Below are 23,199 nucleotides of genomic sequence, written 5' to 3'. Positions count from 1 at the left end.
AGCGACGAAGCAACCCATCCATCCGTTATGCCGATCCATGGATTGCTTCGCTTCGCTCGCAATGACGAAGGAGATTTAGGAGACCTGTCATGTTGAAAGAAATCCGCCCCGCCATCCTCGTGCTGGTCCTGCTGACCGCGATCACGGGCCTTGCCTATCCTCTCGCCATCACCGGCATCGCCGGCGTCATCTTCCCGCGGCAGGCGCAAGGCAGCCTGATCGAGCAGGATGGCAAGGTGATCGGCTCCGCCCTGATCGGGCAGGAGTTCAAGGAGGACAAATATTTCCATGGCCGGCCGTCGGCGACGGTCGCGCCCGATCCGAACGATTCCACGAAGACCGTGCCGTCGCCCTACAACGCGGCCAATTCCGGCGGCTCCAACCTCGGCCCGACCAGCAAAGCGCTGAACGACCGGGTCAAGGAGGATGTCGAGAAGCTGAAGGCGGAGAACCCGTCCGCCAGCGTGCCGGTCGATCTTGTGACCACGTCGGGCAGCGGGCTCGATCCGGACATCTCGCCGGACGCCGCGCTGTTCCAGGTGCCGCGGGTCGCCAAGGCGCGCAGCATGTCCGAGGACGCGGTGCGCGAGCTGGTGACGCAGAACACGCAGGGCCGCTTCGCCGGCGTGATCGGCGAGCCCCGTGTTAACGTTCTTGCGCTCAACCTGGCGCTCGACGCGGCAAAGCCGAAATAGGGGAGTAGGCTGCCCCTCGCAGGATGACTATATTGCGGTATGGCCAATCAGCGCGACCCTGATAAACGACCCTCGCCGGATGCGCTGCTGGAGGCGGCGCGTCGGGAGACCGATCGATCGGGGCGGCTGAAGATATTCATCGGCGCCGCCCCCGGCGTCGGCAAGACCTACGAGATGCTCTCGAGCGCTCACGCCCGCCTCAAGGCGGGCGTCGACGTCGTGGTCGGCGTCGTCGAAACCCACGGCCGGGTCGAGACCGAGACGCTGCTCAGGGGTCTCGAGGTGCTGCCGCGGAAGCGGCTGACCTATCGCGACCAGACGCTCGAAGAGATGGACCTCGATGCATTGATCGCGCGGCGGCCGCAGCTCGCGCTGGTCGACGAACTCGCCCATACCAACGCGCCGGGCAGCCGGCATCCCAAGCGCTATCTCGACGTCGAGGAGCTGCTGTCGCACGGCATCGACGTCTATACCGCGATCAACATCCAGCACATCGAGAGCCTCAACGACGTCGTCGCGCAGATCACCCATGTGCGGGTGCGCGAGACGGTGCCGGACTCGGTGGTCGATCGTGCCGATGCGATCGAGCTGATCGACCTGACGCCCGACGATCTGATCCAGCGGCTGAAGGAGGGCAAGGTCTACGTGCCCAAGCAGGCCGAGCGGGCGCTGGAACACTACTTCTCGCCCGGCAATCTGACCGCGCTGCGCGAGCTGGCGCTGCGCCGCACCGCCGAGCGGGTCGACGAGCAGCTGCTCAATCACATGCAGGCCAATGCGATTGCCGGCCCCTGGGCCGCCGGCGAGCGCATCCTCGTGTGCCTGAGCGAGGATCCGCGCGCAGCCGGCCTCGTGCGCTACACCAAGCGTCTCGCCGACCGGCTGCATGCGCAATGGACCGCGGTCAGCATCGAGACGCGGCGCAGCCTGCAACTTTCCGACGAGCAGCGCGATCGGCTGGCCGACACCATGCGGCTCGCGGAATCGCTCGGCGGCGAGGCGCTGACGCTGCCAGGCGTCGGCCGCCGCATCGCCGACGACATCATCAATTTCGCCCAGGCCAACAACGTCACCCAGATCATCATCGGCAAGTCGACGCGCTCGCGCTGGTTCGAGCTGACGCATGGATCCGTGGTGCACGATCTGGTGCGCCGCGCCGGCAATATCAGCGTCAACGTGATCGCCGGCGACGAGCTGCCGGTCGGCAAGGCGGCGGTGCAGACCGCGCAGCGGCAGGAGCCGTTCAATCCGCGGCCCTATCTGATGGCGCTGCTGCTGGCGGCGCTCGGGCTCGGCGCGGCCAAGCTGATCCAGCCGTTCTTCGGCATCGAGAATGTCGACCTGGTCTTCCTCACCGCCGTGGTCGGCGCCGCGGCGCGCTACGGCCTCGGGCCGTCGTTGCTGGCGAGCGTCGCGGCCTCGCTGTGCTACAATTTCTTCTTCCTGCCGCCGGTCTATACCTTCACCATCACTGACCCGACCAATGTCGCGGCGTTCTTCTTCTTCATGCTGATCGCGCTGCTGGTCTCCAACGTCGCGGCGCGGGTGCGCACCCAGGCTGACACCGCGATCAGCCGCGTCCGCACCACCGAATCGCTCTACGCCTTCAGCCGCAAGCTTGCCGGCACCGCGACACTGGACGACGTGCTGTGGGCGACCGCCTACCAGATCGCGCTGATGCTCAAGGTGCGCGTGGTGCTGCTGCTGCCGGAGGACGGCATGCTGACCGTCAAGAGCGGCTATCCGCCGGAGGATCAGCTCGATCAGGCCGATCTCGCCGCCGCCAACTGGGCCTGGGGCAATGACCGCCCGGCCGGCCGCGGCTCCGACACGCTGCCGGGCGGAAAGCGGCTGTTCCTGCCGATGCGCACCGGCCGCGGCCCGATCGGGGTGATCGGCATCGACGACGACCGCACCGGGCCCTTGCTGACGCCGGACCAGCGCCGGCTGCTCGATGCGCTGGTCGATCAGGGCGCGCTGGCGATCGAGCGCGTGCTGCTGGTCGAGGACATGGATCGCGTCAAGCGCACGGTGGAATCCGACCGGCTGCGCGGCGCGCTCCTGACCTCGATCTCGCACGATCTCAAGACGCCGCTGGCCTCGGTGCTCGGCTCGGCCTCGGCGCTGCGCGACCTCGGCGCCAACCTGAGCGATGCGCAGAAGCACGATCTGCTCGCCACCGTGATCGACGAGTCCGAGCGGCTGAATCGGTTCATTGCCAATCTGCTCGACATGACCAAGCTGGAATCCGGCGCGATCGTGCCGAACACGGCGCGCCATGATGTCGGCGAGATCGTCGGCAGCGCGCTGCGGCGGGCGAGCAAGATCCTGGTGCATCACCGGGTGTCGCTGGAGCTCGCGGCTGATCTGCCGATGCTGGAGCTCGACGCCGTGCTGTTCGAGCAGGTGCTGTTCAACCTGCTCGACAACGCTGCCAAATACGCCCCGTCGGACACCACGATCTCGATCCGCGGCGCCCGCGACCGCGACACGATCGCACTGCAGATCCTCGACGAAGGCAACGGGATTCCCGCGGCCGAGCTCGAAAGCGTGTTCGACAAATTCTATCGCGCCGAGAAGGGCGACCATGTCCGCCCCGGCACCGGCCTCGGGCTTGCGATCTCGCGCGGCTTCGTCGAGGCGATGCGCGGCACGATCGCGGCGGCCAACCGCGCCGACCGCAGCGGCGCCGTTATTACGATCCGCCTGCCGATCCCCGCCGACACCAACGCGCTGGACACTGCTGCATGAACGCCACGCCGATCAAGGTCCTGGTCATCGACGACGAGCCGCCGATCCGCAAGCTGCTGCGGATGGGGCTGAGCACGCAGGGCTACGACATTCTCGAGGCATCCAACGGCAAGCTGGCGCTGGAGATGCTGGCCGAGGGGCCGGCGCTGATCATCCTCGACCTCGGATTGCCCGACATCCAGGGCCACGATCTCTTGCGCATGATCCGTGGCCGCAACGAGAGCGTGCCGATCGTGGTGCTGTCGAGCCGCGGCGACGAGGCCGGCAAGGTGCAGGCGCTCGACCTCGGCGCCGACGACTATCTGACCAAGCCGTTCGGCATGGACGAATTGCTGGCGCGGCTGCGCGCGGCGCTGCGGCACCAGTTGCAGGTGCAGGGTGAGCGGCCGGTGTTTCGCTCCGGCGATCTTTCAGTCGATCTGGTGCGCCGGATCGTCAAGGTCGGCGACAGGGAGATCAAGCTGTCGCCGAAGGAATACGACCTGTTGCGCGTGCTGGTGCAGCATGCCGGCAAGGTGCTGACCCACCGCTTCCTCTTGAAGGAATTGTGGGACGAGCTGACCGACGCGCAATATCTGCGCGTCTATGTGCGCCAGCTACGCCAGAAGATCGAGGCCGACCCGGAGCGTCCGCAATTCGTGCTGACCGAGACCGGCATCGGCTATCGGCTGCGCGCGGCGGACTAACATGTAGCCCGGATGAGCGAAGCGATATCCGGGGCACCTCCCGCATGTCGCTGCGCTCATGCGGGCTACGTTGGTGCCGTCGCCCGACGACACCAAACGGAACTTTCGCTGCCATCGAGGCTTGTTTTCCGTTAGCGGGAGACAAGCCATGGCAAGGAAATATTCGCGGAAGGCATCGGGCGATGTCGAGCGTGCGATGAAGAAACGCAAGGCCGGCACGCTGCGCAGCGGCCGTTCCAAGAAGAAGGTGAAGAGCCGCAAGCAGGCGATCGCGATCGGCTTGTCCGAGGCGCGCGCCAAGGGCAGGAAAGTGCCGAAGAAGTCGTCGAAGAAGACGGCGAAGAAGCGGAAGACGACCAAGAAGCGGAAGAGCTCGAAGAAGAAGTAGGGCAAGCTGCCTGCTTTCGTCATGGCCGGGCTTGACCCGGCCATCCACGTCGTTCTGACCAAGTCGATGGATGCCCGGGTCAAGCCCGGGCATGACGAGTGGAATTTGCCTCACCCCGCCTGGCGTCGCCGCGCGCTTGAGCGGTGCGCCTTCTTGGCGGCGCGGCGATGCGCGGTCGGGCGGCGCGCGGTGGAGCGCGAGCGCCTTGCGCCGCTCTTGCCGCCCTTGAGGCTCTGCTGCAGCGCGTCCATCAGGCTCACGACGTTGCTTGGCTTCTCCGCGCGCTCGGCGGCCTTGATCGGCTTGCCGGCTGCCTTGCGGCGGACCAGGGCCTTCAGCGCGGTCTCATACTCGTCCTTGAATTTCGACGGATCGAAATGCGCGGCCTTGCTGTCGAGGATATGGCCGGCGAGCTCGATCATGTCCTTCGTGACCTTCGGGCTCTTGATGTCGTCGAAATAATCGTCGGCATCGCGCAGCTCGTAGGGGTAGCGCAAGGTGGTGCCGAGCATGCCCTTGTCGAGCGGCTCGATCGCTATCACATGCTCGCGGTTGGTCAGCACGATCCGCGCCAGCGCGACGCGGTCCTGATCCTTCATGGCGTCGCGGATCACCGCGAACGCGTCGACGCCGGCCTTGCCGTCGGGCCTGATGTAGTAGGGGTGGTCGAGATAGCGCTTGTCGATCTCGCCCTCGGGCACGAAGCTGTCGATGTCGATGGTATGGTTGCTCTCGATCTGCACCGCTTCGAGCTCGTCCTTCTCGATCTCGACATATTTGCCCTTGCTGACCTCGTAGCCGCGGCCCTTCTGATCGCCCTCGACAACGTCGCCGGTCTCGGTATCGACCATCTGCTGCTTCAGCCGGTTGCCGGTCTCCCGGTTGATCATGTGGAAGCGGGTCTTCTCGACCGCGGTCGAAGCCGGGTAGAGCGCCACCGGGCATGACACCAGCGAGAGCTTGAGCGTGCCTTTCCAGTGGGCGCGGGGAGCGGCCATGATCGCCTCCAAACAGCTTGAGTTTGGAACTTGAACGGATACCGTGGGTTTTGGTTCCTGATGGCCGCACGGAGGCGGCGGCCGTCGTTTGCGCCGAGGGTTTGCCGAGGTTTGTTGTGTCGCTGAGAAACCTGTCCACCTATCGCAAGAAGCGCGACTTCGAGAAGACCAACGAGCCGTCGGGCGACGTCAAGGTCGCACCCAGCAAGCAGCGGCGCTTCGTCATCCAGAAGCACGACGCGACGCGGTTGCATTACGATCTGCGGCTCGAATTCGACGGCGTCTTCAAGTCCTGGGCGGTGACGCGCGGGCCCTCTCTCGATCCGCATGACAAGCGGCTGGCGGTGGAGGTCGAGGATCATCCGCTCGACTATGGCGATTTCGAAGGCACCATTCCCGAAGGCCAGTACGGCGGCGGCACCGTGCAGCTGTGGGATCGCGGCACCTGGGAATCGGACGATCCCGAGCGCGGCTTCAAGAAGGGCGACCTGAAGTTCACGCTTGAGGGCGACAAGCTGCACGGCAGCTGGGTGCTGGTGCGGATGAAGGGCGACCGCTTTGGCGGCAAGCGCACCAACTGGCTCCTGATCAAGCACCGCGACGAATATGCCGTTGACGGCAACGGCGAGGAGATCCTCGACGAGGACCGTTCGGTCGCCTCCGGACGCTCGATGGCGCAGATCGCGGCCGGCAAGGGCCGGGCGCCGAAGCCGTTCATGCTGGCCAAGGGCAACGGCAAGGCCAAAGCGGACGCGGTCTGGCAGTCCAACCATGGCATGGCTGCGGACGCGCGCGCCAGGACCAAGGCGCCGGCGCCCAAGGAGCGGCTGAAAGTGGCGCGGCAGGCGAAACCGAAGCAGGTATCGGAGATGCCCGATTTCGTCGCGCCGCAGCTCTGCGCCGCGGTGGAGTCTCCACCCAACGGAACGGGCTGGTGCCACGAGATCAAGTTCGACGGCTACCGCGTACAGTTGCGTGTCGAAGACGGCGAGGCCGTGCTGAAGACGCGCAAGGGGCTCGACTGGACCGCCAAGTTCGGCGCGATCGTAAAGGAGGCGGAGAAGCTGCCCGACGCGCTGATCGATGGCGAGATCGTCGCGCTCGACAAGAACGGCACGCCGCATTTTTCGACGCTGCAGGCCGCGCTCTCCGACGGCAAGACGGATCGGCTGATCTTCTACGCGTTCGACCTGCTGTTCGCCGGCACTGAGGACCTGCGCCCGCTGCCGCTCGCCGAGCGCAAGACGCGGCTGAAGCAATTGCTCGCGGCGCGCAAGGGCAAGAACCACCTGATCCGCTATGTCGAACATTTCGAGCAGCGCGGCGAGGCGGTGCTGGAATCCGCGCGCAAGCTCGGCCTCGAAGGCATCGTCTCCAAACGGCTCGACGGCGCCTACCTTTCCAGTCGCTCCGACGACTGGACCAAGGCAAAAATCCGCGCCGGCCATGAGGTGGTGCTCGGCGGCTGGAAGACCACCAATGGCAAATTTCGCTCGCTGATGGCGGGCGTCTATCGCGGCGATCATCTGGCGTTTGTCGGCATCGTCGGCACCGGCTTCGGCCAGGACACGGTCCGCCGCATCATGCCGGCACTGAAGGCGGCGGAGGCGGACAAGAACCCGTTCGGCGGCAAGGACGCGCCGAAGAAGACCCGCGACGTGCACTGGCTCAAGCCGGAGCTGGTCGCCGAGATCGAGTTTGCCGGCTGGACCGACGCCGGCAATATCCGCCAGGCCGCCTTCAAGGGCCTGCGCCAGGACAAGCCGGCGCACGAGGTCGAGGCCGAGCGGCCGGTTGTAACCAAAGTGGTGAAGCCGATGGCCAAGGGCGTGGCGAAGAAGGGCACCGGGAAGGCGTCCAGCGAGGTGATGGGTGTCGTCATCTCGCACCCGGACAAGGCGCTGTGGCCCGATGCGGGCGATGGCGAGCCGGTGACCAAGCTCGACCTCGCGAACTATTTCGAGGCGGTCGGCGAATGGATGATCTCCTATCTCAAGGGCCGGCCGTGCTCGATCGTGCGTGCGCCCGACGGCATCAAGGGCGAGACCTTCTTCCAGCGTCATGCGATGGCCGGCACATCAAAACTGCTCAAGCTTGCGAAGGTCTCGGGCGACCGTAAACCCTATTTGCAGATCGACCGGATCGAGGGCCTGGCAGCAGTCGCGCAGCTCGGCGGTCTCGAGCTGCATCCCTGGAATTGCGCGCCCGATGCCTATGACACGCCGGGCCGGCTGGTGTTCGATCTCGATCCCGCGCCCGATGTTGCATTCACCGACGTGATCGACGCCGCCAAGGACATGCGGCAACGGCTGACCGCGGTCGGCCTCGAAAGCTTCTGCAAGACCACCGGCGGCAAAGGTCTGCACGTCGTCACACCGCTGCTCGCAGGCAGCAGGGACAAGGTGACGTGGAAGGAGGCCAAGGCGTTCGCGCAGGCGGTCTGCCAGTGGATGGCGCAGGACGATCCCGAGCGCTATCTGATCAACATGTCCAAGGCCAAGCGCACGGGAAAGATCTTCCTCGACTATTTGCGCAACGACAGGATGTCGACGGCGGTCGCGGTGTTGTCGCCGCGGGCGCGGCCGGGGGCGACGGTGTCGATGCCGCTGACCTGGCCGCAACTGCGCGGTGATCTCGATCCGAAGAAATTCACGCTGCGCACCGTGCCGGCTTTGCTCGCGAAGACGAAGGCTTGGGATGGCTACGAGGACGCGGCCTCGTCGATCAAGTCGGCGATGAAGAAGCTCGCGGCCAAGTAAGCGCCGTCCAACGAAGCACCACCCGCTTTCGCGGGTGATGCTGGTCGTCGATATCGGCAGGACGCAACGCTACCAAGGGCTACAGTCGTCCCATCAGGAGCAGGATCAGCAGAATCACGACGACCAGGCCGAGCCCGCCGCCGCCGTAATAGCCGGTACCGTAAAACGGTCCGCCGCCGATGCCGCTGAAGCCGCCAAGCAGCGCAATGACCAGGATGATGAGAATGATCGTTCCAATTGACATCTAGCGTCTCCTCAGCCCCGCGGGCCCGTCTCGTTTCTGCCCTTCGGGAAGGAAAACAACCCGTAACTGTGAAGGTTCCGGAGTTGGCGCTGCGATAAACCTGTGTGGTTCTTCCGTTTGCCTTGGAACAGAACTACATCAACCAAATCCATGGAGGAGTGCATCGCAATGTCGGCGCCGCTGATCGTTTCGATACCCCATAGCCTCGGCCGCGACGAGGCGATGCGCCGCTTGAAAACGGGCCTGTCGCGCGCGACGGCGAACCTGCCGGTCATGAGCGTCGACGAGGAGCGCTGGGACGACAACCGGATGAGCTTTCGCGTCCGGGCGCTGGGGCAGGTCGCAGCCGGGCATGTCGATGTCGAGGAGTCCCATGTGCGGGTCGAGGTGACGCTGCCGTGGCTGCTGCAACGGTTCGCCGAGGTCGCGCAGGCGGCGATCCGCAAGCGCGGGCAATTGCTGCTGACCAAGCGCTGACGCAGGACGTCAGGCGTGCGAGCGGGCCGGCCTTGCGGTGCGTTTCGTCCCCGCGACCTTTGTCTTGAGCACGGCAACCGGCAGATTGCCGAACAGTTCCGGGAGCTGAATCCGGGTTGCGCCATCCCTGAGCGCATATCCCGTCACGTCGATTTCACCTTCAAAAGCCTCGGGGCGCGGCCAGCTGCGGCCGCCCTGCGTGAACGGGGCGAATGACCTTGCCACCGCAACGATGGCCGCCTCGCGGCCATGGCGCCGCGCGAAGGCAATGACGTGATCGCGGTGCGGGCCGCTGACCGCGAGCGGCATGTAGTCGCCGCTGGTGAACACATCGGCCAGCTCGTTGCGGAGCCGTAGCAGATGCCGCGTCCATGCGAATTTGAGACGGCCGTCGCGCCAGTTTTGCGCCAGCGCATCCCAATCCGGCATCTCCAGCGCGGCGAGCATTCCTGCCCGTTCGGTAAAGTCGACCGGGCGGCGGTTGTCCGGATCGACCAGCGAAAGATCCCAGCTTTCGGTACCCTGGTAGAAATCCGGCACGCCCGGCATGGTTGCCTTCAGCGTGATCTGGCCGAGCGAATTCAGCGCGCCGATCAACGCGGTCCGTTGCGCCAGCGTCCCCAGCGCATCGAGGAATTCCGGCGAGGTCTTGCAATCGAGGATCCGCTCGATGAAGGCTTTCACGCCGGCCTCGTAAGGCTGGTGCGGATTGAGCCAGCTGGTTTCCTGCTTGCCCTCGCGCGCTGCCTTTAGCGCGTAGGCCTGGATGCGGGCGGCGAGCGACGTATCATCGGGATCCCAGGCGCCGAGCAGGGCCTGATACAGCATGTATTCGAACGTCGCCGATGGCGCGCGCATCTCGCCGTCGAGCACGAGATGCGGCGCATTCAGCACTTTCCAGCGCGCCACCGCGCTGGTCCACTCGCCAGGGATTTCCGCAAGCGCCATGATGCGGGTGCGGGCGTCCTCGCCGCGCTTGGTGTCGTGGGTCGCGGTCGCCGTCATGCCGTGCGGCCATTCGCGGGCGCGGGCCTGCATCATGGCGTGAAAGGCCTCCGCTGCGATCGCACCCGCCGCCGGATCGCCGCCAACCTCGTTGAGCGCCAGCAGCCGGTGATAGCGATAGAAGGCGGTATCCTCCAGCGACTTCGCCATCATCGGCCCGGTGAATTGCTGCACCTTCAGCGCGAAGCGTCGCACCCGCGGCGCGCCATGCGGCGGCCGGCCGGGCTGCAAAAGGTCCATGGTCAAGGCATCGCGCAGGAAATCGAAGATACCCTCGTCGGCGGCGAACCAGTCGGCGCGAGCGCGCTCGATGGTCTCGCTGATCAGCGTGCGGTCATGCGCGGCGGGGCCGGAGGCGGTCAGATAGGTCCGATAGACCGGAAAGTGCAGCACATAGAGCTCGAGCGCCTGCCGCAGACTGTCGCCGGAGAAGTCGCGGGTCGAGTAGTGTCCGCTGGCAATGCGCGCAAGCAGCCGCGCCAGCACGGTGAATTCGCTGGTGAGTAGCGTCTCCAGCACGCGTTGCTTGGCCTCGCGCAACACTGGCGTCAGGTTCGGCGACTGGTTGCTGATCTGGCGCCAGATCTCGTTCAGTGGATCGAGGCCGCGACCGTCGACCAGTGCCTGGCTGATCGTGTTCATCCATTCATAGCCGGTGGTGCCGTGAACGCCGCTGAATCTCGGCAGCTTCTCGTGCTCGCCGAGGATCTTCTCGATCACCATGTAGAACGGCCCGGCCTTCGCGCCCTGCGCGGAGCGGATCAGGCGGCGCAGCCGCTGGAAGTATTGCGCGGGATCGCGCAGGCCGTCGATATGGTCGAGCCGCAGGCCCTGCAGCCGGTCTTCGGCGATCAGCCGCTTCACGAGGCTGTGGCTCGCCTCGAAGGTCGCGGCGTCCTCGACCCTGAGGCCGGCCAGCGTGTTGACGTCGAAGAAGCGGCGATAGTTGATGTCGCTGGACGCCAGCCGCCAGTGGCCGAGCTTGTAGTGCTGGCGTTCCAGCAAATGATGCAGGGCCAGCGTCTGGGTCGGGCGGTCCTCGCCGGCGCGATAGGCATCGAGGCCGCGTGCGATGATGTCGGCGCCGCCCTCGATCGCCTTGATCGCCGCCTTCAGCGCCGGCGCTTCGACGCGGTTGGGGCGACGCAGCGCCCGGTATTGCGCGGCGAGCTCGAGCATCGCGCGTCCGGTCGGGCTGTCTTCGGCCGCGGCCTCGCGGACGATGGTGCGCAGCACCTCGCCATAGCGCTCCGGCGCGATCGGCAGGCGGTGCTCGAAATACCAGGCCGAGAAGCTGCCCTCGTTCGCGTCATAGCGCAGCTCGATGTCGCCGCGCTCCAGCGCCTGGCCATAGGACGAACCGAGGATCGGCAGCAGCACGCCGCCGCGCGCGCGATAGGGCAACTGGTCCCAGTCGATGTCGAAGGAGACCGCGTGCGGCGACACCGGTCCCCATTCCAGCACATCGAGCCACCACGGATTGTCGGCGAAGTGAACGCCGACATGGTTCGGCACGAAATCCAGGATCAGGCCGAGATCATGGCGCTTCAATGCGTCGCTCAGCCGCGCAAAGCCCTCTTCGCCCCCGAGCTCCGGGTTGAATTTGGTGTGGTCGACGACGTCATAGCCGTGGGTCGAGCCCTTGCGCGCCTTCATGAAGGGCGACGCATAGACATGGCTGATGCCGAGCGCCTTCAGATACGGCGCCACGCCGGTGGCGGCATCGAAGTCGAAATCGGCAGTGAGTTGCAGACGGTAGGTTGCGATCGGGATCGCCGGAGGCATTGTGCTATCCGATGTGCCAGCGCACCGCCCAGCCGGGGAGGTCGCTCGACAACGCGCCGCCCCAGATCGCAGTTCCCTTCGGCTCCGGTCCATCGGGGATGTCGCGAGCGGACAAATTGGCTGTCAGCCGCAGCGTGCTGCCGTCGCCCATCTGCCAATGCGCCGTCAACAGGTCGCCAGCCACGATGGCATCGCCGAAACGGCACCCTTTGAGCCGGGGCATGATCTCCTGCCGGCGAACGGCGAGCAGGTCGCGCACCAGCGCAAGCCGCGCGCGCGCCGGATCATGGCCGAGCGCCGCCCAGTCGAGCACGGCCGACCGCACCGTTTCGTCGGCAAGCGGGTCGGGAATGTCGTTGCCATATTTGGCATAGGCCCAGGCGAACTCCTTGCGCCGTCCGGCGCGGACGGCATTGGCGAGGTCGCCCTTGAAATCGCAGAAGAACGGGAAGGGCGTCGTCGCGCCCCATTCCTCGCCCATGAACAGCATCGGCGTGGTCGGCGCGATCAGCGTCACCGCCAGCGCCGCCGCGACCGCCGCCGGCCGGGCAATGCTGACGAGACGATCGCCGAGCGGCCGGTTGCCGATCTGGTCGTGGTTCTGCAGGAAGTTGATGAAGCAGGTCGGCGACAGCATGCCGCTCGGCTCGCCGCGGGCCTTGCCGCCCCAGAACTCCGAGACTTCGCCCTGGTAGATGTAGCCGGACGACAGCGCGCGTGCGAGGTCCTGCTTCGGCGCCCGGTAGTCGCCATAATAGCCCTGCGTCTCGCCGGTCAGCAGCACGTGCCAGGCGTGATGATAGTCGTCGTTCCATTGGCCGCGGAATTTGCCGTGCGGCGGATCCTCGGCGGCATCGAGCAGGCTTGCAATGTTGTCGCCGTTTTCGAGCACGAGGTTGATATAACGGCCGGTCTCGGTGGCGAGCTTGCCGGCGGCATTGCTGAAGTCATGGAGCACCGAGACTTCGCCGGCTTCGACGATGGTGTTGACCGCATCGAACCGCAGCCCGTCGAAGCGATAGTCGCGCAGCCAGCTCACGACGCTGCCGATCGCAAACGCGCGCACCTCGGGCACACGATAATCGATCGCGCTGCCCCACGGGGTGTGCGCGTCACTGAAGAAGGACGGCGCATAGCGGCCGAGATAATTCCCCTCGGGGCCGAAATGGTTATAGACCACGTCGAGCATCACCATCAGCCCGCGCAGATGCGCCTCGTCGATCAGGGTCTTGAGGTCCTCGGGCCGGCCGTAGGCGCTGTCGGGCGCGTACCACAGCACGCCGTCATAGCCCCAGTTGCGCTTCCCGGCGAAATCCGCCAGCGGCATCAGCTCGAGCGCGGTGATGCCGGTCGCCACCAGATGATCGAGCTTGTCGATCATGGCGCGATAGGTGCCCTCGCGGGTGAAGGTGCCGACATGGGCCTCGAGGGCGACGGCCTCATGCCAGGGACGGCCGCGCCAGTCCGTCGCGCGCCACTTGAAGGCGGCGTGGTCGATCACCTCGCTCGGGCCGAACACGTCGTCCGGCTGGAATGCGGAGGCGGGATCCGGCACATCGACTTCGTCATCGATGCGGAATTTGTAACGCGTGCCGGCGCGCGCGCCCGGGATCTCGGCGACGTACCAGCCGGCTGCATCGCGCGTGAGCGGATGCGGTTTGTCGATCAGGAGGTCGACGCGCTTGGCCGCTGGCGCCCAGAGCCGGAAGCGCGTGCCGTCAGATGTCAGCTCGGCGCCGAAATGTTGTCTGTTCATGTGGAGCCTGCAAATGCCAGCACCGAGCGCGGGGGTGCCTTGGTATCGGCGCCGGATGCGAATTGCTCAGCCGTTTGCTCGGCCTTGGTCGTGTTCAAGACCTGCCGCCAGCTCTTGTATTCCGCCATCCTCGGCATCCTGAACACGATCTCCTGCGGTGCGGCATTGAGCACGATAAAGATCGGCGCCTGTCCTGGTTCCATCGGCCCCAGCACATAGGCGAGGAATCGGCTCTCCGGGAATTTCCAGTCGGATTCCTTCATCTCCTCCGCTGCCGGCGTCAGCCAGAGCACGCCGTAGCTGCCGTCGGTGCGGCGGCCGTCGAGCCAGCGCTGGCAGCGGATCTGGCCGAAGCGCTGGCGCAGCGCAGTGAGGTGGCCGATGAAATCGATGGCGTCGTCGTCCGTACCGAGGTTCTCCCAGCCGATCCAGCCGGTCTCGTTGTCCTGGCAATAGGCGTTGTTGTTGCCACCTTGCGTGTTCGCGACCTCGTCGCCGGCGAGAATCAAAGGCGTGCCCTGTGCCAGCAGCAGGCAGGCCAGCGCATTCTTCCGCAGCTGCCGGCGCAGTGCGATGATGGCGGGATCGTCGGTCGGGCCCTCATGGCCGCAATTGTTGCTGTGATTGTCGTTGGAGCCGTCGCGATTGTCCTCGCCATTGGCCTCGTTGTGCTTCTCGTTGTAGCTGAAGAGATCGGCGAGCGTGAAACCGTCATGCACCGTGATGTGATTGACGCTGGCGCGGGTCGCGCGGTTGTCGTGGTGAAACAAATCCGAGGATGCGGTCATGCGGCCCGAGATGTCGCCGATCAGGCTGCCTTCGCCGCTCCAGTAGCGCCGCATCGCGCTGCGATAGCGATCATTCCATTCCGACCATTGCGATGGAAACGCGCCGACCTGGTAGCCGCCGAGACCGAGGTCCCAGGGCTCAGCGACCATCTTGGCGGTCGCCAGCACCGGGTCCTGGCGGATCGCGGTGAGGAAGGGGTGGTTGCGATCGAACCCGTTCGGCCCGCGCGCCAGGGTGGTGGCGAGATCGAAGCGGAAGCCGTCGACATGGCAGACCTCGACCCAGTAGCGCAGCGAATCCATCACCATCTGCAGCACGCGCGGATGGGTGAGGTTGACCGAGCTGCCGCAGCCGGTGAAGTCGTCGTAGAAGCGCGGGTTCTCGCGGTTCAGCCAGTAATAGGAGGCATTGTCGATGCCGCGGAAGCACAGCGTCGGGCCCATATGGTTGCCCTCGGCGGTGTGGTTATAGACGACGTCGAGCAACACCTCGATGCCGGCATCGTGCAGCCGCGCCACCGTGGTGCGGAAGGAATCGAGCGCATTGTCCTGGGCGTAGCGCGCCTCCGGCGCGAAGAAGGCGATGGTGTTGTAGCCCCAGTAGTTCGCCAGCTTCTTCTCGACCAGGATACGGTCGTCGATCAGGCCGTGGATCGGCAACAGCTCGATGGTGGTGACGCCGAGCCGCTTGAGGTGGGCGATCATCGCCGGTGACGACAGGCCGCCATAGGTGCCGCGCAGGTTCGGCGGCACGTCCTCGCGCTTCTGCGTCAGGCCCTTGACGTGGGCCTCGTAGATGATGGTGTCTTCCCAGGGGATATGCGGCCGGATCTCGCGGCGGCCCCAGTTGAAGGTCTCGTCGACCACGACCGCCTTCGGCATGCCGCGGGCATTGTCGCGCCGGTCGAACGAAAGGTCCTCGCGCGCGCTGCCGGTGCGGTAGGCGAAATGCGCATCGCTCCATACCAGCCGGCCGGCGAGCCGCTTGGCGTAGGGGTCGAGCAGCAGCTTGTTGGCGTTGAAGCGATGGCCGCGCTCCGGCGCGTAGGGCCCGTAGACGCGATAGCCGTAGAGCTGGCCCGGCGAGACGTCGTTGAGATAGCAGTGCCAGACGTCTTCGGTGCGCTCCGGCATCTCGATCCGCTCGAGCTCGCGGCGACCCTGGCCGTCGAACAGGCACAGCTCCACCTTCTCCGCGTTCGCCGAGAACAGCGCAAAATTGGTGCCTCTGCCGTCCCAGCTTGCACCGAGCCGTGCGGACGTACCCCCGGTCAGTCGCATCAATCAGCTTTCCGGTACGAGGAAGATCGCAGCCAGCGGCGGAATGGTCAGGCTCAGCTCGGGCGTGGCGTCCTCCGATGCGCGCACCTCGCCGACATTGCCGACATTGGTGCCGCCGTAATGCGCGGAATCCGAGTTGAACACCTCGTGCCACTTGCCCGCGAACGGCACCGGGACGCGATAGTTGCGGTAGACGTTGGGTGAGAAGTTCGCGATCACGAGGCAGCGTGCGCGCTCAGCATTGCCCTTGCGGATCCAGGCAAACACGTTGTTGTTGGCATCGTCGGTGATGACCCATTCGAAGCCGGCCTGGTCGCAGTCGAGCTCGTGCAGCGCCGGCAGCGCGCGATAGAGCCGGTTGAGGTCGCGGACCAGGTTCTGGATGCCGCTGTGCCTCGGCTGTTGCAGCAGATGCCAATCGATCGAGTAGTCGTGATTCCACTCGCGTTCCTGGCCGAACTCGCAGCCCATGAACATCAGCTTCTTGCCGGGGTGGCCGAACATGAAGCTGTAATAGGCGCGCAGATTGGCAAAGCGCTGCCAGTCGTCGCCGGGCATGCGGCCGAGGATCGAGCGCTTGCCGTGCACCACCTCGTCGTGGGACAGCGGCAGGATGAAATTCTCCGAGAAGGCGTAGTGCAGGCCGAACAGGATGTCGCCGTGATGGTATTTGCGGTGGATGGGATCCTTGCCGATATATTTCAGCGTGTCGTGCATCCAGCCCATGTTCCACTTGTAGCCGAAGCCGAGCCCGCCATACTCGACGGGACGCGACACCTGCGGCCATGCGGTGGATTCTTCCGCCGCCGTCGTCGCCTGCGGAAAATGCGCGAACAATTCGGTGTTGAAGCGGCGCAGGAAGTCGATCGCCTCGATGTTCTCCCGGCCGCCATATTTGTTCGGAATCCAGCCACCGGCGGGACGGCTGTAGTCGAGATAGAGCATGGAGGCGACGGCATCGACGCGCAGCCCGTCGATGCCGTAGCGATCGAGCCAGAACAGTGCGTTCGACACCAGGAAGTTGGTGATCTCGGTGCGCCCGTAATTGTAGATCAGCGTGCCCCAATCGAGGTGACGGCCCTGCAGCGGATTGGCGTGCTCGTAGAGCGCGGTGCCGTCGAAATTGCCGAGCCCGTGCGGATCATCGGGGAAATGCCCGGGCACCCAGTCGAGCAGCACGGCGAGCCCTGCGCCGTGGCAGGCGTCGATCAGCGCGGCGAAATCGTCCGGCGAGCCGAAGCGGCTGGTCGGTGCGAACATGCCCGTCGGCTGGTAGCCCCAGGAGCCGTCGAACGGATGCTCTGATATCGGCAGGAATTCGACATGGGTAAAGCCCATGTCGCTGGCATAGGCCGGCAGCTGCTCCGCCATCTCGCGATAGGTCAGCCACTCGTTGCGCCCCTTGCGCCGCCACGATCCGAGATGGACCTCGTAGATCGACATCGGCGAGCTCAGCGCGTTGACGCGATCCGGCGCCGGGCGCGGATGCGGGATCTTGCGCTCGTCGATCACGATCGAGGCGGTCTTCGGGCGCACCTCGGCGGCGAACGCCAGGGGATCGGACTTCAGCGGCAGATGCTGGCCGTTGCGCCCGATGATCTCGAACTTGTAGTGGTCGCCGACCCTTGCACGCGGGATGAACAGTTCCCAGTAGCCCGAGCCGCGCACGCGCATCGGATGCCGCCGTCCGTCCCAGAAATTGAAGTCGCCGACCACGCTGACCCGGCGCGCATTCGGCGCCAGCACCACGAAGCCGATGCCGTCGACGCCGTCGAGCGTCATCGGATGCGCGCCGAGCGTGTCGTAGACGCGCTGATGCGTGCCTTCGCCGAGCAGATAGAGATCGAAATCGCTCAGGATCGGCGGAAAGCGGTAGGCATCCTCCAGCTCGACGACGTTGTCGCCGAAACGGGCGCGGAGCTGGTAGCGCGTCGAGCCGTTCGGCAGGGGGCCTGCGAACAGGCCGGCGTCATGGATCCGCGCCAGCTGTGCGGTCTCGCCATGCTCGCCGATCGCCTCGACATTGCTGGCATCGGGCAGGAAGGCGCGCACGACGTTGCGGTCCCCCTCGGGGTGAAGCCCGAGATAGTGGAAGGGGTCGGAGTGGCGGCCCTCGATGATGGCATAGGCCTCGGCGGGCAGTTTGCTCATGCAACCTCATGCGGCTGTTGCGCCAGGATCCTCAGCAGGCCGGTGAGCGGCACCCGCAGCCAATCCGGCCGGTTGGCCAGCTCATACTCGATCTCATAGAAGGCTTTCTCAAGCAGGAAAAAATTGAGCAGGCGGTCGGCCGTCTTGGCGTCGGCGGGCCACAGCCGCTGGCCGGCCACCGTCTCGCGATAGGCCGCCAGCAGGGTATCCGCGGCCTGGTCGCGCCATTCGGCCAAGGCGAGGCTCAGCCGGCCGCTCTCGTCGGGGGAGACCTTGAGCGTGCGTTCCAGCGCGGCGGTCGCCGCATAGTCGATCGAACGGATCAGGCCGGCGACGTCGCGCGCCGGCGGTGCCTTGCGCCGCCGCTCGGCGATGGTGCGGCCCGGTCCGCCGTCGAAATCGATGATGAAGACGTCGTCCTTGACCACCAGCAACTGACCGAGATGCAGGTCGCCGTGATGGCGGATGTTGAACCCGTCGGTTTCTCGCGGCAGCAGTGCCTTGAGCCGCTCCGGCAGCGTGTCGTGCTGGGCCTGCAACTGATCGGCCAGCAGCCGGTCGGCCTCCTTCAGGGAGCCGCGCCGCTGCTTCAGCGTATCGAACACGCGCTCGGCCCGCGCCATGATCTCGTCGGCCCAGCGCTGCAGGTCGTCGGGCTTGGTCGGCTCGGGCGCGAAGTCCGGCAGGTCGCGGTTGCTGGCGAGCGCCAGATGCAGCTCGGCGAGTCGCTTTCCGCTATGCGACATGTGGCGCAGATAGGTGGCCTGGTCGCCGTTCTCCACGGGGTGCTCGCTCACTGTCAGCAGGCGCTGCCGTTCGACCAGGCGGTCGAGGTGTGCGCCTGCGATGGTCCAGAGGTCGCCCTGGTTGACGACCATCGCATGCAGGACGGCGATGGCGCTGCGCTTGTCGCCTTCGATCAGCTCGGCGGTGCCGAGCAAGGCAGGGGTGTTCGGAAAGTTGACCACCTCGGTGAGGAAGCGGCCCATCTCGATCTCCGGATTGATGCCGACCTCGAGCTTGCGGTAGATCTTGGTGACATATTCGTTGTCGACCAGCGCGGTCGAATGCGGCTGATCGTTCTCGAAGACCCGGATGCGCTCCGGCTGCCGCACCGGCCGGTCGGAGAAGCGGCTGGTCGGCCGGAATTCGAGCTTGAGGCCTTGCTCGCCTTCGTCGACCATGAGGTTTTCCCGCAGGTTGCGCAGGAACAGGCCGGTGAAGATCTGGTCGGTGGCGACATCGAGCAAGGTGCCCTCGCGCGCGCCCTGGCGTATCGCGGCGAATGCGCGCGGATTGTAGCGCTCGCGGTCGAAGCGCACCCACTCGATCTGCATCGGCAGCACGTAGCGGCTGGTGGTGCCGCGCTGCGTGGTCTCGAAGAAGGCGAGCCACGGCCGGTTGTCGCCGATGTCGCAGAACGGGATCGCGGAGACCAGCATCGGCTGGATCGCGCTCGCGGATCGTTCCGGATACCAGCGCGTGCGGGCGAGATGGCCGGGCAGCACGTCGTGCTCGAACACGCCGCGGGTGCGCGCCAGTGACATCCAGGTCGAATTCAGCGGCACCACCAGCGTCTCGAATTCCGGCACCGCGCGCGGCGTCACCGGCTCGGACTTGTCGCGCTCCTGCAGCTGGAACCAGTAGAAGCCGTATGGCGCGAGCGTGATCATGTAGGGCAGCTCGCCGATCGCCGGGAAGCGCGTGCGCCCGAGCATCTCGAGCGGAATGCGGTCCTTGAAGGCGGAGAGGTCGAGCTCGGTGGCCTGCGCCGACCGCGACAGATTGGCGACGCACAGGATCGCCTCACCCTGGTACTGGCGCACATAGGCCAGCACCGAGCGGTTCTCCGGGCGGATGAAGGTCATGGTGCCGCGCCCGAAGGCAAGCGTCGACTTGCGTACCGCGATCAGCCGCTTGGTCGCCGACAGCAGCGACGACAGGCTGCGTGACTGCGCCTCGACATTGACGGATTCATAGCCGTAGACCGGGTCCATGATCATCGGCGCGTAGAGCCGCGCCGGGTCGGCGCGCGAGAAGCCGCCGTTGCGGTCCGGCGACCACTGCATTGGCGTCCGCACGCCGTTGCGGTCGCCGAGATAGATATTGTCGCCCATGCCGATCTCGTCGCCGTAATAGATGATCGGCGTGCCCGGGAACGACAGCAGCAGCGAGTTCATCAGCTCGATCTTGCGCCGGTCGTTGTCCATCAGCGGCGCAAGGCGGCGGCGGATGCCGACATTGATGCGGGCGCGCGGATCGTTGGCGTAAGTCGACCACAGATAGTCGCGCTCGACGTCGGTGACCATTTCCAGCGTCAGCTCGTCGTGATTGCGCAGGAACAGCGCCCACTGGGCAGCGGCCGGAATGTCGGGCGTCTGCCGCAGGATGTCGGTGATCGGAAAGCGGTCTTCCTGGGCGATCGCCATGTAGATGCGCGGCATCAGCGGGAAGTGATAGGCCATGTGGCATTCGTCGCCATGGCCGAAATATTCCTGCACGTCCTCCGGCCATTGATTGGCTTCGGCCAGCAGGATCTTGCCCTTGGCATAGGCGTCGAGCTCCTGGCGCAGCCGCTTGATGATGGCATGCGTCTCCGGCAGGTTCTCGTTGTTGGTGCCGTCGCGCTCGCACAGATAGGGAATGGCGTCGAGCCGGAAGCCGTCGACGCCGGTGTCGAGCCAGCGCTTCATCACCTGCACGATGGCGCGCACCACGCGCGGATTGTCGAAATTCAGGTCCGGCTGGTGCGAGAAGAAGCGGTGCCAGTAGAACTGACCGGCCTCCGGATCCCAGGTCCAGTTCGACTTCTCCGTATCGGTAAAGATGATCCTTGTATCGAGGTATTTCTGGTCGGTGTCGCTCCAGACGTACCAGCTGCGCGCGCTCGAATTCGGCGGGCTGCGGCGCGCGCGCTTGAACCACGCATGCTGGTCCGAGGTGTGGTTGACGACCAGCTCGGTGATGACGCGCAGGCCGCGCTTCTTGGCCTCCTGGATGAAGCGCTTGAAGTCCTTCATCGTCCCGAAATCGGGATTGATGTCGCCATAGTCGCCGATGTCGTAACCGTCGTCGCGGCCGGGCGAGGGATAGAACGGCAACAGCCACAGCGCGGTGACGCCGAGCTCCTGCAGATAGCCGAGTTTCTCCGTCAGCCCCGCGAAGTCGCCGATGCCGTCATTGTTGCTGTCGGCAAATGCCTTGACATGCAGCTGGTAAATGATCGCGTCCTTGTACCACAGCTGGTCCGCAGTCTCGGTTGCGACCTTCTCCTGGGTATTGACGGAGGAGAATACGTTCATGACGGCTCCTTCAGGCGACACAGCGCAGCAGCAACGCGGGATCGCGCGCAGGATCTATACGTAGACGGATGCCTCCCCATTCGAGCGCGTGGCGCTCGCCGGTGACAAGGTCTTCCACTGCCGAGACGGGCCGGCGGGCATCGCCACGGCCGACCATGACGTCGCCGAGCGGCAGCCAGACCTCACGCAGCTCGGCTGACAATGCAATCGCGGCCGCGATCACATTGCTCTGATCGACCGCCTCCTTGATGAAACCGATCACACCGCCGTCATCGACACTGATAAAGCGCAAATTGGCGAATTGTTGCAGGGCCGGATTGCCGCGTCTGATCCGGTTGAGAGCTGCGATATAGGGCTTGATGTTCCCCGGCTGCTCCCAGTTGCAAACCTTGATCTCGTACTTCTCGGAGTTGAGATATTCCTCGCGGCCGGGGACCGGCGTGTGCTCGAGCAATTCGAAGCCGCTGTAGATGCCATAGCTGCTTGAAAGCGTCGCGGCCAGCGCGAGACGCGACTTGAACATCCAGGATTCGCCGCTTTGCAGGTGGAAGGGCAGGACGTCCGGTGTGTTGACGAAGAAATTCGGCCGAAAGAAGTCACGCTCGGGATAGGAGGTCAACTCGCCGAGATATTGTTCGAGCTCAAAGCGCTGCGTCCGCCAGGTGAAATAGCTGTAGGACTGCGTGAAGCCGAGCTTGGCGAGGCCCTTCATCAGTTTCGGGCGCGCGAAGGCTTCCGCGAGGAACAGCACGTCCGCGTCGCGGTCCCGCACCTCGCGGATCAGCCACTCCCAGAACGCCAGCGGCTTGGTGTGCGGATTGTCGACCCGGAAGATCCTGACGCCCTGTTCGACCCAGAACAGCACGACGTCGCGCAGCGCGCGCCACAGGGCGCCGGCGTCTTCGGACCCGAAATCCGGATTGACGACATCCTCCCAGCGCTGCGGTGGATGCTCGGCCGTGCGCATCGATCCGTCCGGGCGCCGCTTGAACCACTCTGGATGCTCGGTCAGCCAGGGATGATCGGGGGAGCACTGCACGGCGAAATCGAGCGCGACCTCGAGGCCATGCGCCTGGCATGCCGCCACGAAGGCGCTGAAGTCGTCGAGCGTGCCGAGTTCCGGATGCACGGCGTCGTGGCCGCCCTCGGCTGCGCCGATCGCATAAGGGCTGCCGGGATCGCCCGCCTGCGCGATCGCGGCATTGTTGCGGCCCTTGCGGTGCTGCCGGCCGATCGGATGGATCGGCGCGAGCAGGACGACGTCAAAGCCCATCGCGGCGATGTCGGGAAGCCGCGCGATGCAGTCGTTGAAGGTTGCATGCATGCCCGGTGTCTTGCCCTGGCTGCGCGGAAACATCTGGTACCATGCGCCGCTGCGCGCCCGCGGGCGATCCGCGGTCAGCGGGTAGAGCTGCGATCGCATCAGGTCGCGGCGAAACTGGCTGCCGGCCATCGCCTCCCGCAATTCGGGCGCGAGCAGCGCACCTGGTTCGCCGGTCTGCAGAAAGATTTCGCACTGCCTGATGATGACGGCCGCCGCCGCCGGGCTGCCGGCCTGCGCCTGGGTCAGCATGCCCGCGCCTTCGAGCGCGTCCAGCGTGTGATCGCTGCCGTCGCGCGGCGTCTGCTCGAAGCGATGCCGCCAGCTGGCGAATTCATCGGTCCAGGCCTCGATCGCGAAGGCGTAGCGGCCGGGCCGGTCGGGCACGAAAGCGCCGCCCCAGCGGTCATCGCTGTGCGCCGTCATCGGCGCGACCTGCCATTCGCTGTCGCCCTCGCGCCGCCACACCAATGCCGCCGATATCACGTCATGTCCGGCACGGTAGATGTCGGCCCACACTTCGACAGGTTCGCCCACAATGCGCTTGACCGGAAAGCGGCCGCCATCAACCGACGGATAGACATCGGTGATATGAAAAGTGCCATGGGCACTCTCGACAGGCCGGAGGGTTTTGTTCACGGTGATGCCGCCATTAAAAATGCAAATGACGTCCCGGCGCCGGGAAGGAGGCGCGCCAGACCCATATAGAAAGCCGCTCGCCGGGCAATGGTTCCCGGTGGGAACGCCGGATAGGGTAGAGCGTTGAACATCAACTATCCCTTTCCCGTATCTGTACAATTTAGCAACGATCC

The 23,199-nt window shown here is 65.5% G+C and carries 14 protein-coding genes; 6 read left to right on the top strand and 8 right to left on the bottom strand.

Annotation, left to right across the window (positions count from 1 at the left end):
* The first annotated feature begins 89 nt into the window (after positions 1-89).
* The 4 genes from ACVIHF_RS25055 (at position 90) to ACVIHF_RS25040 (ending at position 4,520) form a co-directional block, all read left to right on the top strand.
* The gene (locus tag ACVIHF_RS25055) at positions 90-695 is read left to right on the top strand and encodes a K(+)-transporting ATPase subunit C (protein WP_253607417.1); all 606 of its coding nucleotides are present in this window, start codon (positions 90-92) and stop codon (positions 693-695) included.
* A gap of 39 nt (positions 696-734) precedes the next feature.
* Positions 735-3,446 (top strand): sensor histidine kinase, encoded by a 2,712-nt coding sequence (locus ACVIHF_RS25050; protein ID WP_253607419.1) that lies wholly within the window; start codon positions 735-737, stop codon positions 3,444-3,446.
* Positions 3,443-4,132, top strand: a complete 690-nt coding sequence (locus tag ACVIHF_RS25045; protein ID WP_028342451.1) for a response regulator — start codon at positions 3,443-3,445, stop codon at positions 4,130-4,132. Before ACVIHF_RS25050 ends, ACVIHF_RS25045 begins: the two co-directional genes overlap by 4 nt.
* A 148-nt stretch (positions 4,133-4,280) precedes the next feature.
* Positions 4,281-4,520 carry a DUF6496 domain-containing protein gene (locus ACVIHF_RS25040; RefSeq protein WP_456779533.1) on the top strand — a complete coding sequence of 80 codons (240 nt, stop codon included), beginning with the start codon at positions 4,281-4,283 and terminating at the stop codon, positions 4,518-4,520.
* Between the two features lie 110 nt (positions 4,521-4,630).
* Here ACVIHF_RS25040 and ku read toward each other — a convergent pair whose 3' ends face one another.
* On the bottom strand, positions 4,631-5,518 hold the full coding sequence (gene ku, locus ACVIHF_RS25035; protein ID WP_456779534.1) for a non-homologous end joining protein Ku: 888 nt from the start codon (positions 5,516-5,518) through the stop codon (positions 4,631-4,633).
* A 116-nt stretch (positions 5,519-5,634) separates the two neighbouring features.
* Here ku and ligD point away from each other — a divergent pair, with 116 nt between their 5' ends.
* Entirely contained in the window at positions 5,635-8,277 is a 2,643-nt protein-coding gene (gene ligD / locus ACVIHF_RS25030) for a DNA ligase D (RefSeq protein WP_456779535.1), read from the top strand.
* A 79-nt stretch (positions 8,278-8,356) separates the two neighbouring features.
* Here ligD and ACVIHF_RS25025 read toward each other — a convergent pair whose 3' ends face one another.
* Positions 8,357-8,521: a DUF3309 family protein gene (locus ACVIHF_RS25025; RefSeq protein WP_076823921.1), complete on the bottom strand. Its 165-nt coding sequence runs from the start codon at positions 8,519-8,521 to the stop codon at positions 8,357-8,359.
* A gap of 168 nt (positions 8,522-8,689) precedes the next feature.
* On the opposite strand from ACVIHF_RS25025, the gene ACVIHF_RS25020 reads away from it, so the two are divergent.
* Positions 8,690-8,998 carry a polyhydroxyalkanoic acid system family protein gene (locus ACVIHF_RS25020; protein ID WP_456792683.1) on the top strand — a complete coding sequence of 103 codons (309 nt, stop codon included), beginning with the start codon at positions 8,690-8,692 and terminating at the stop codon, positions 8,996-8,998.
* Positions 8,999-9,007: 9 nt separating this feature from the next.
* Here ACVIHF_RS25020 and treY read toward each other — a convergent pair whose 3' ends face one another.
* The 6 genes from treY to ACVIHF_RS24990 are packed head-to-tail and all read right to left on the bottom strand — an operon-like array spanning position 9,008 to position 23,026.
* Positions 9,008-11,788 (bottom strand): malto-oligosyltrehalose synthase, encoded by a 2,781-nt coding sequence (treY, locus tag ACVIHF_RS25015; RefSeq protein WP_456792682.1) that lies wholly within the window; start codon positions 11,786-11,788, stop codon positions 9,008-9,010.
* A 4-nt stretch (positions 11,789-11,792) separates the two neighbouring features.
* Complete coding sequence (gene treZ, locus ACVIHF_RS25010) at positions 11,793-13,544, bottom strand: malto-oligosyltrehalose trehalohydrolase (RefSeq protein ID WP_456779538.1); 1,752 nt, start codon at positions 13,542-13,544, stop codon at positions 11,793-11,795.
* On the bottom strand, positions 13,541-15,613 hold the full coding sequence (gene glgX / locus ACVIHF_RS25005; RefSeq protein WP_168856920.1) for a glycogen debranching protein GlgX: 2,073 nt from the start codon (positions 15,611-15,613) through the stop codon (positions 13,541-13,543). The genes treZ and glgX overlap by 4 nt, the downstream gene beginning before the upstream one ends.
* 3 nt (positions 15,614-15,616) lie before the next feature.
* Entirely contained in the window at positions 15,617-17,764 is a 2,148-nt protein-coding gene (gene glgB, locus ACVIHF_RS25000) for a 1,4-alpha-glucan branching protein GlgB (protein ID WP_456792681.1), read from the bottom strand.
* Positions 17,761-21,066, bottom strand: coding sequence for a maltose alpha-D-glucosyltransferase (gene treS, locus ACVIHF_RS24995; RefSeq protein ID WP_456792680.1), 3,306 nt, complete (start codon positions 21,064-21,066; stop codon positions 17,761-17,763). Before treS ends, glgB begins: the two co-directional genes overlap by 4 nt.
* Before the next feature lie 10 nt (positions 21,067-21,076).
* Complete coding sequence (locus ACVIHF_RS24990) at positions 21,077-23,026, bottom strand: alpha-1,4-glucan--maltose-1-phosphate maltosyltransferase (RefSeq protein ID WP_456792679.1); 1,950 nt, start codon at positions 23,024-23,026, stop codon at positions 21,077-21,079.
* Between the last annotated feature and the right edge of the window lie 173 nt (positions 23,027-23,199).

It is taken from the genome of Bradyrhizobium sp. USDA 4506 (assembly GCF_054058795.1).
This window is presented reverse-complemented; position numbering and strand designations above follow the sequence as displayed.

Bases quoted from the DNA above. Each gene is read 5' to 3' on its own strand.
- ku (WP_456779534.1), bottom strand. From the start codon at position 5,518: ATGGCCGCTCCCCGCGCCCACTGGAAAGGCACGCTCAAGCTCTCGCTG.
- ACVIHF_RS25055 (WP_253607417.1), top strand. From the start codon at position 90: ATGTTGAAAGAAATCCGCCCCGCCATCCTCGTGCTGGTCCTGCTGACC.
- glgB (WP_456792681.1), bottom strand. From the start codon at position 17,764: ATGAGCAAACTGCCCGCCGAGGCCTATGCCATCATCGAGGGCCGCCAC.
- treS (WP_456792680.1), bottom strand. From the start codon at position 21,066: ATGAACGTATTCTCCTCCGTCAATACCCAGGAGAAGGTCGCAACCGAG.
- treZ (WP_456779538.1), bottom strand. From the start codon at position 13,544: ATGAACAGACAACATTTCGGCGCCGAGCTGACATCTGACGGCACGCGC.
- ACVIHF_RS25025 (WP_076823921.1), bottom strand. From the start codon at position 8,521: ATGTCAATTGGAACGATCATTCTCATCATCCTGGTCATTGCGCTGCTT.
- ACVIHF_RS25020 (WP_456792683.1), top strand. From the start codon at position 8,690: ATGTCGGCGCCGCTGATCGTTTCGATACCCCATAGCCTCGGCCGCGAC.
- ACVIHF_RS25050 (WP_253607419.1), top strand. From the start codon at position 735: ATGGCCAATCAGCGCGACCCTGATAAACGACCCTCGCCGGATGCGCTG.
- ACVIHF_RS25040 (WP_456779533.1), top strand. From the start codon at position 4,281: ATGGCAAGGAAATATTCGCGGAAGGCATCGGGCGATGTCGAGCGTGCG.
- glgX (WP_168856920.1), bottom strand. From the start codon at position 15,613: ATGCGACTGACCGGGGGTACGTCCGCACGGCTCGGTGCAAGCTGGGAC.
- treY (WP_456792682.1), bottom strand. From the start codon at position 11,788: ATGCCTCCGGCGATCCCGATCGCAACCTACCGTCTGCAACTCACTGCC.
- ACVIHF_RS25045 (WP_028342451.1), top strand. From the start codon at position 3,443: ATGAACGCCACGCCGATCAAGGTCCTGGTCATCGACGACGAGCCGCCG.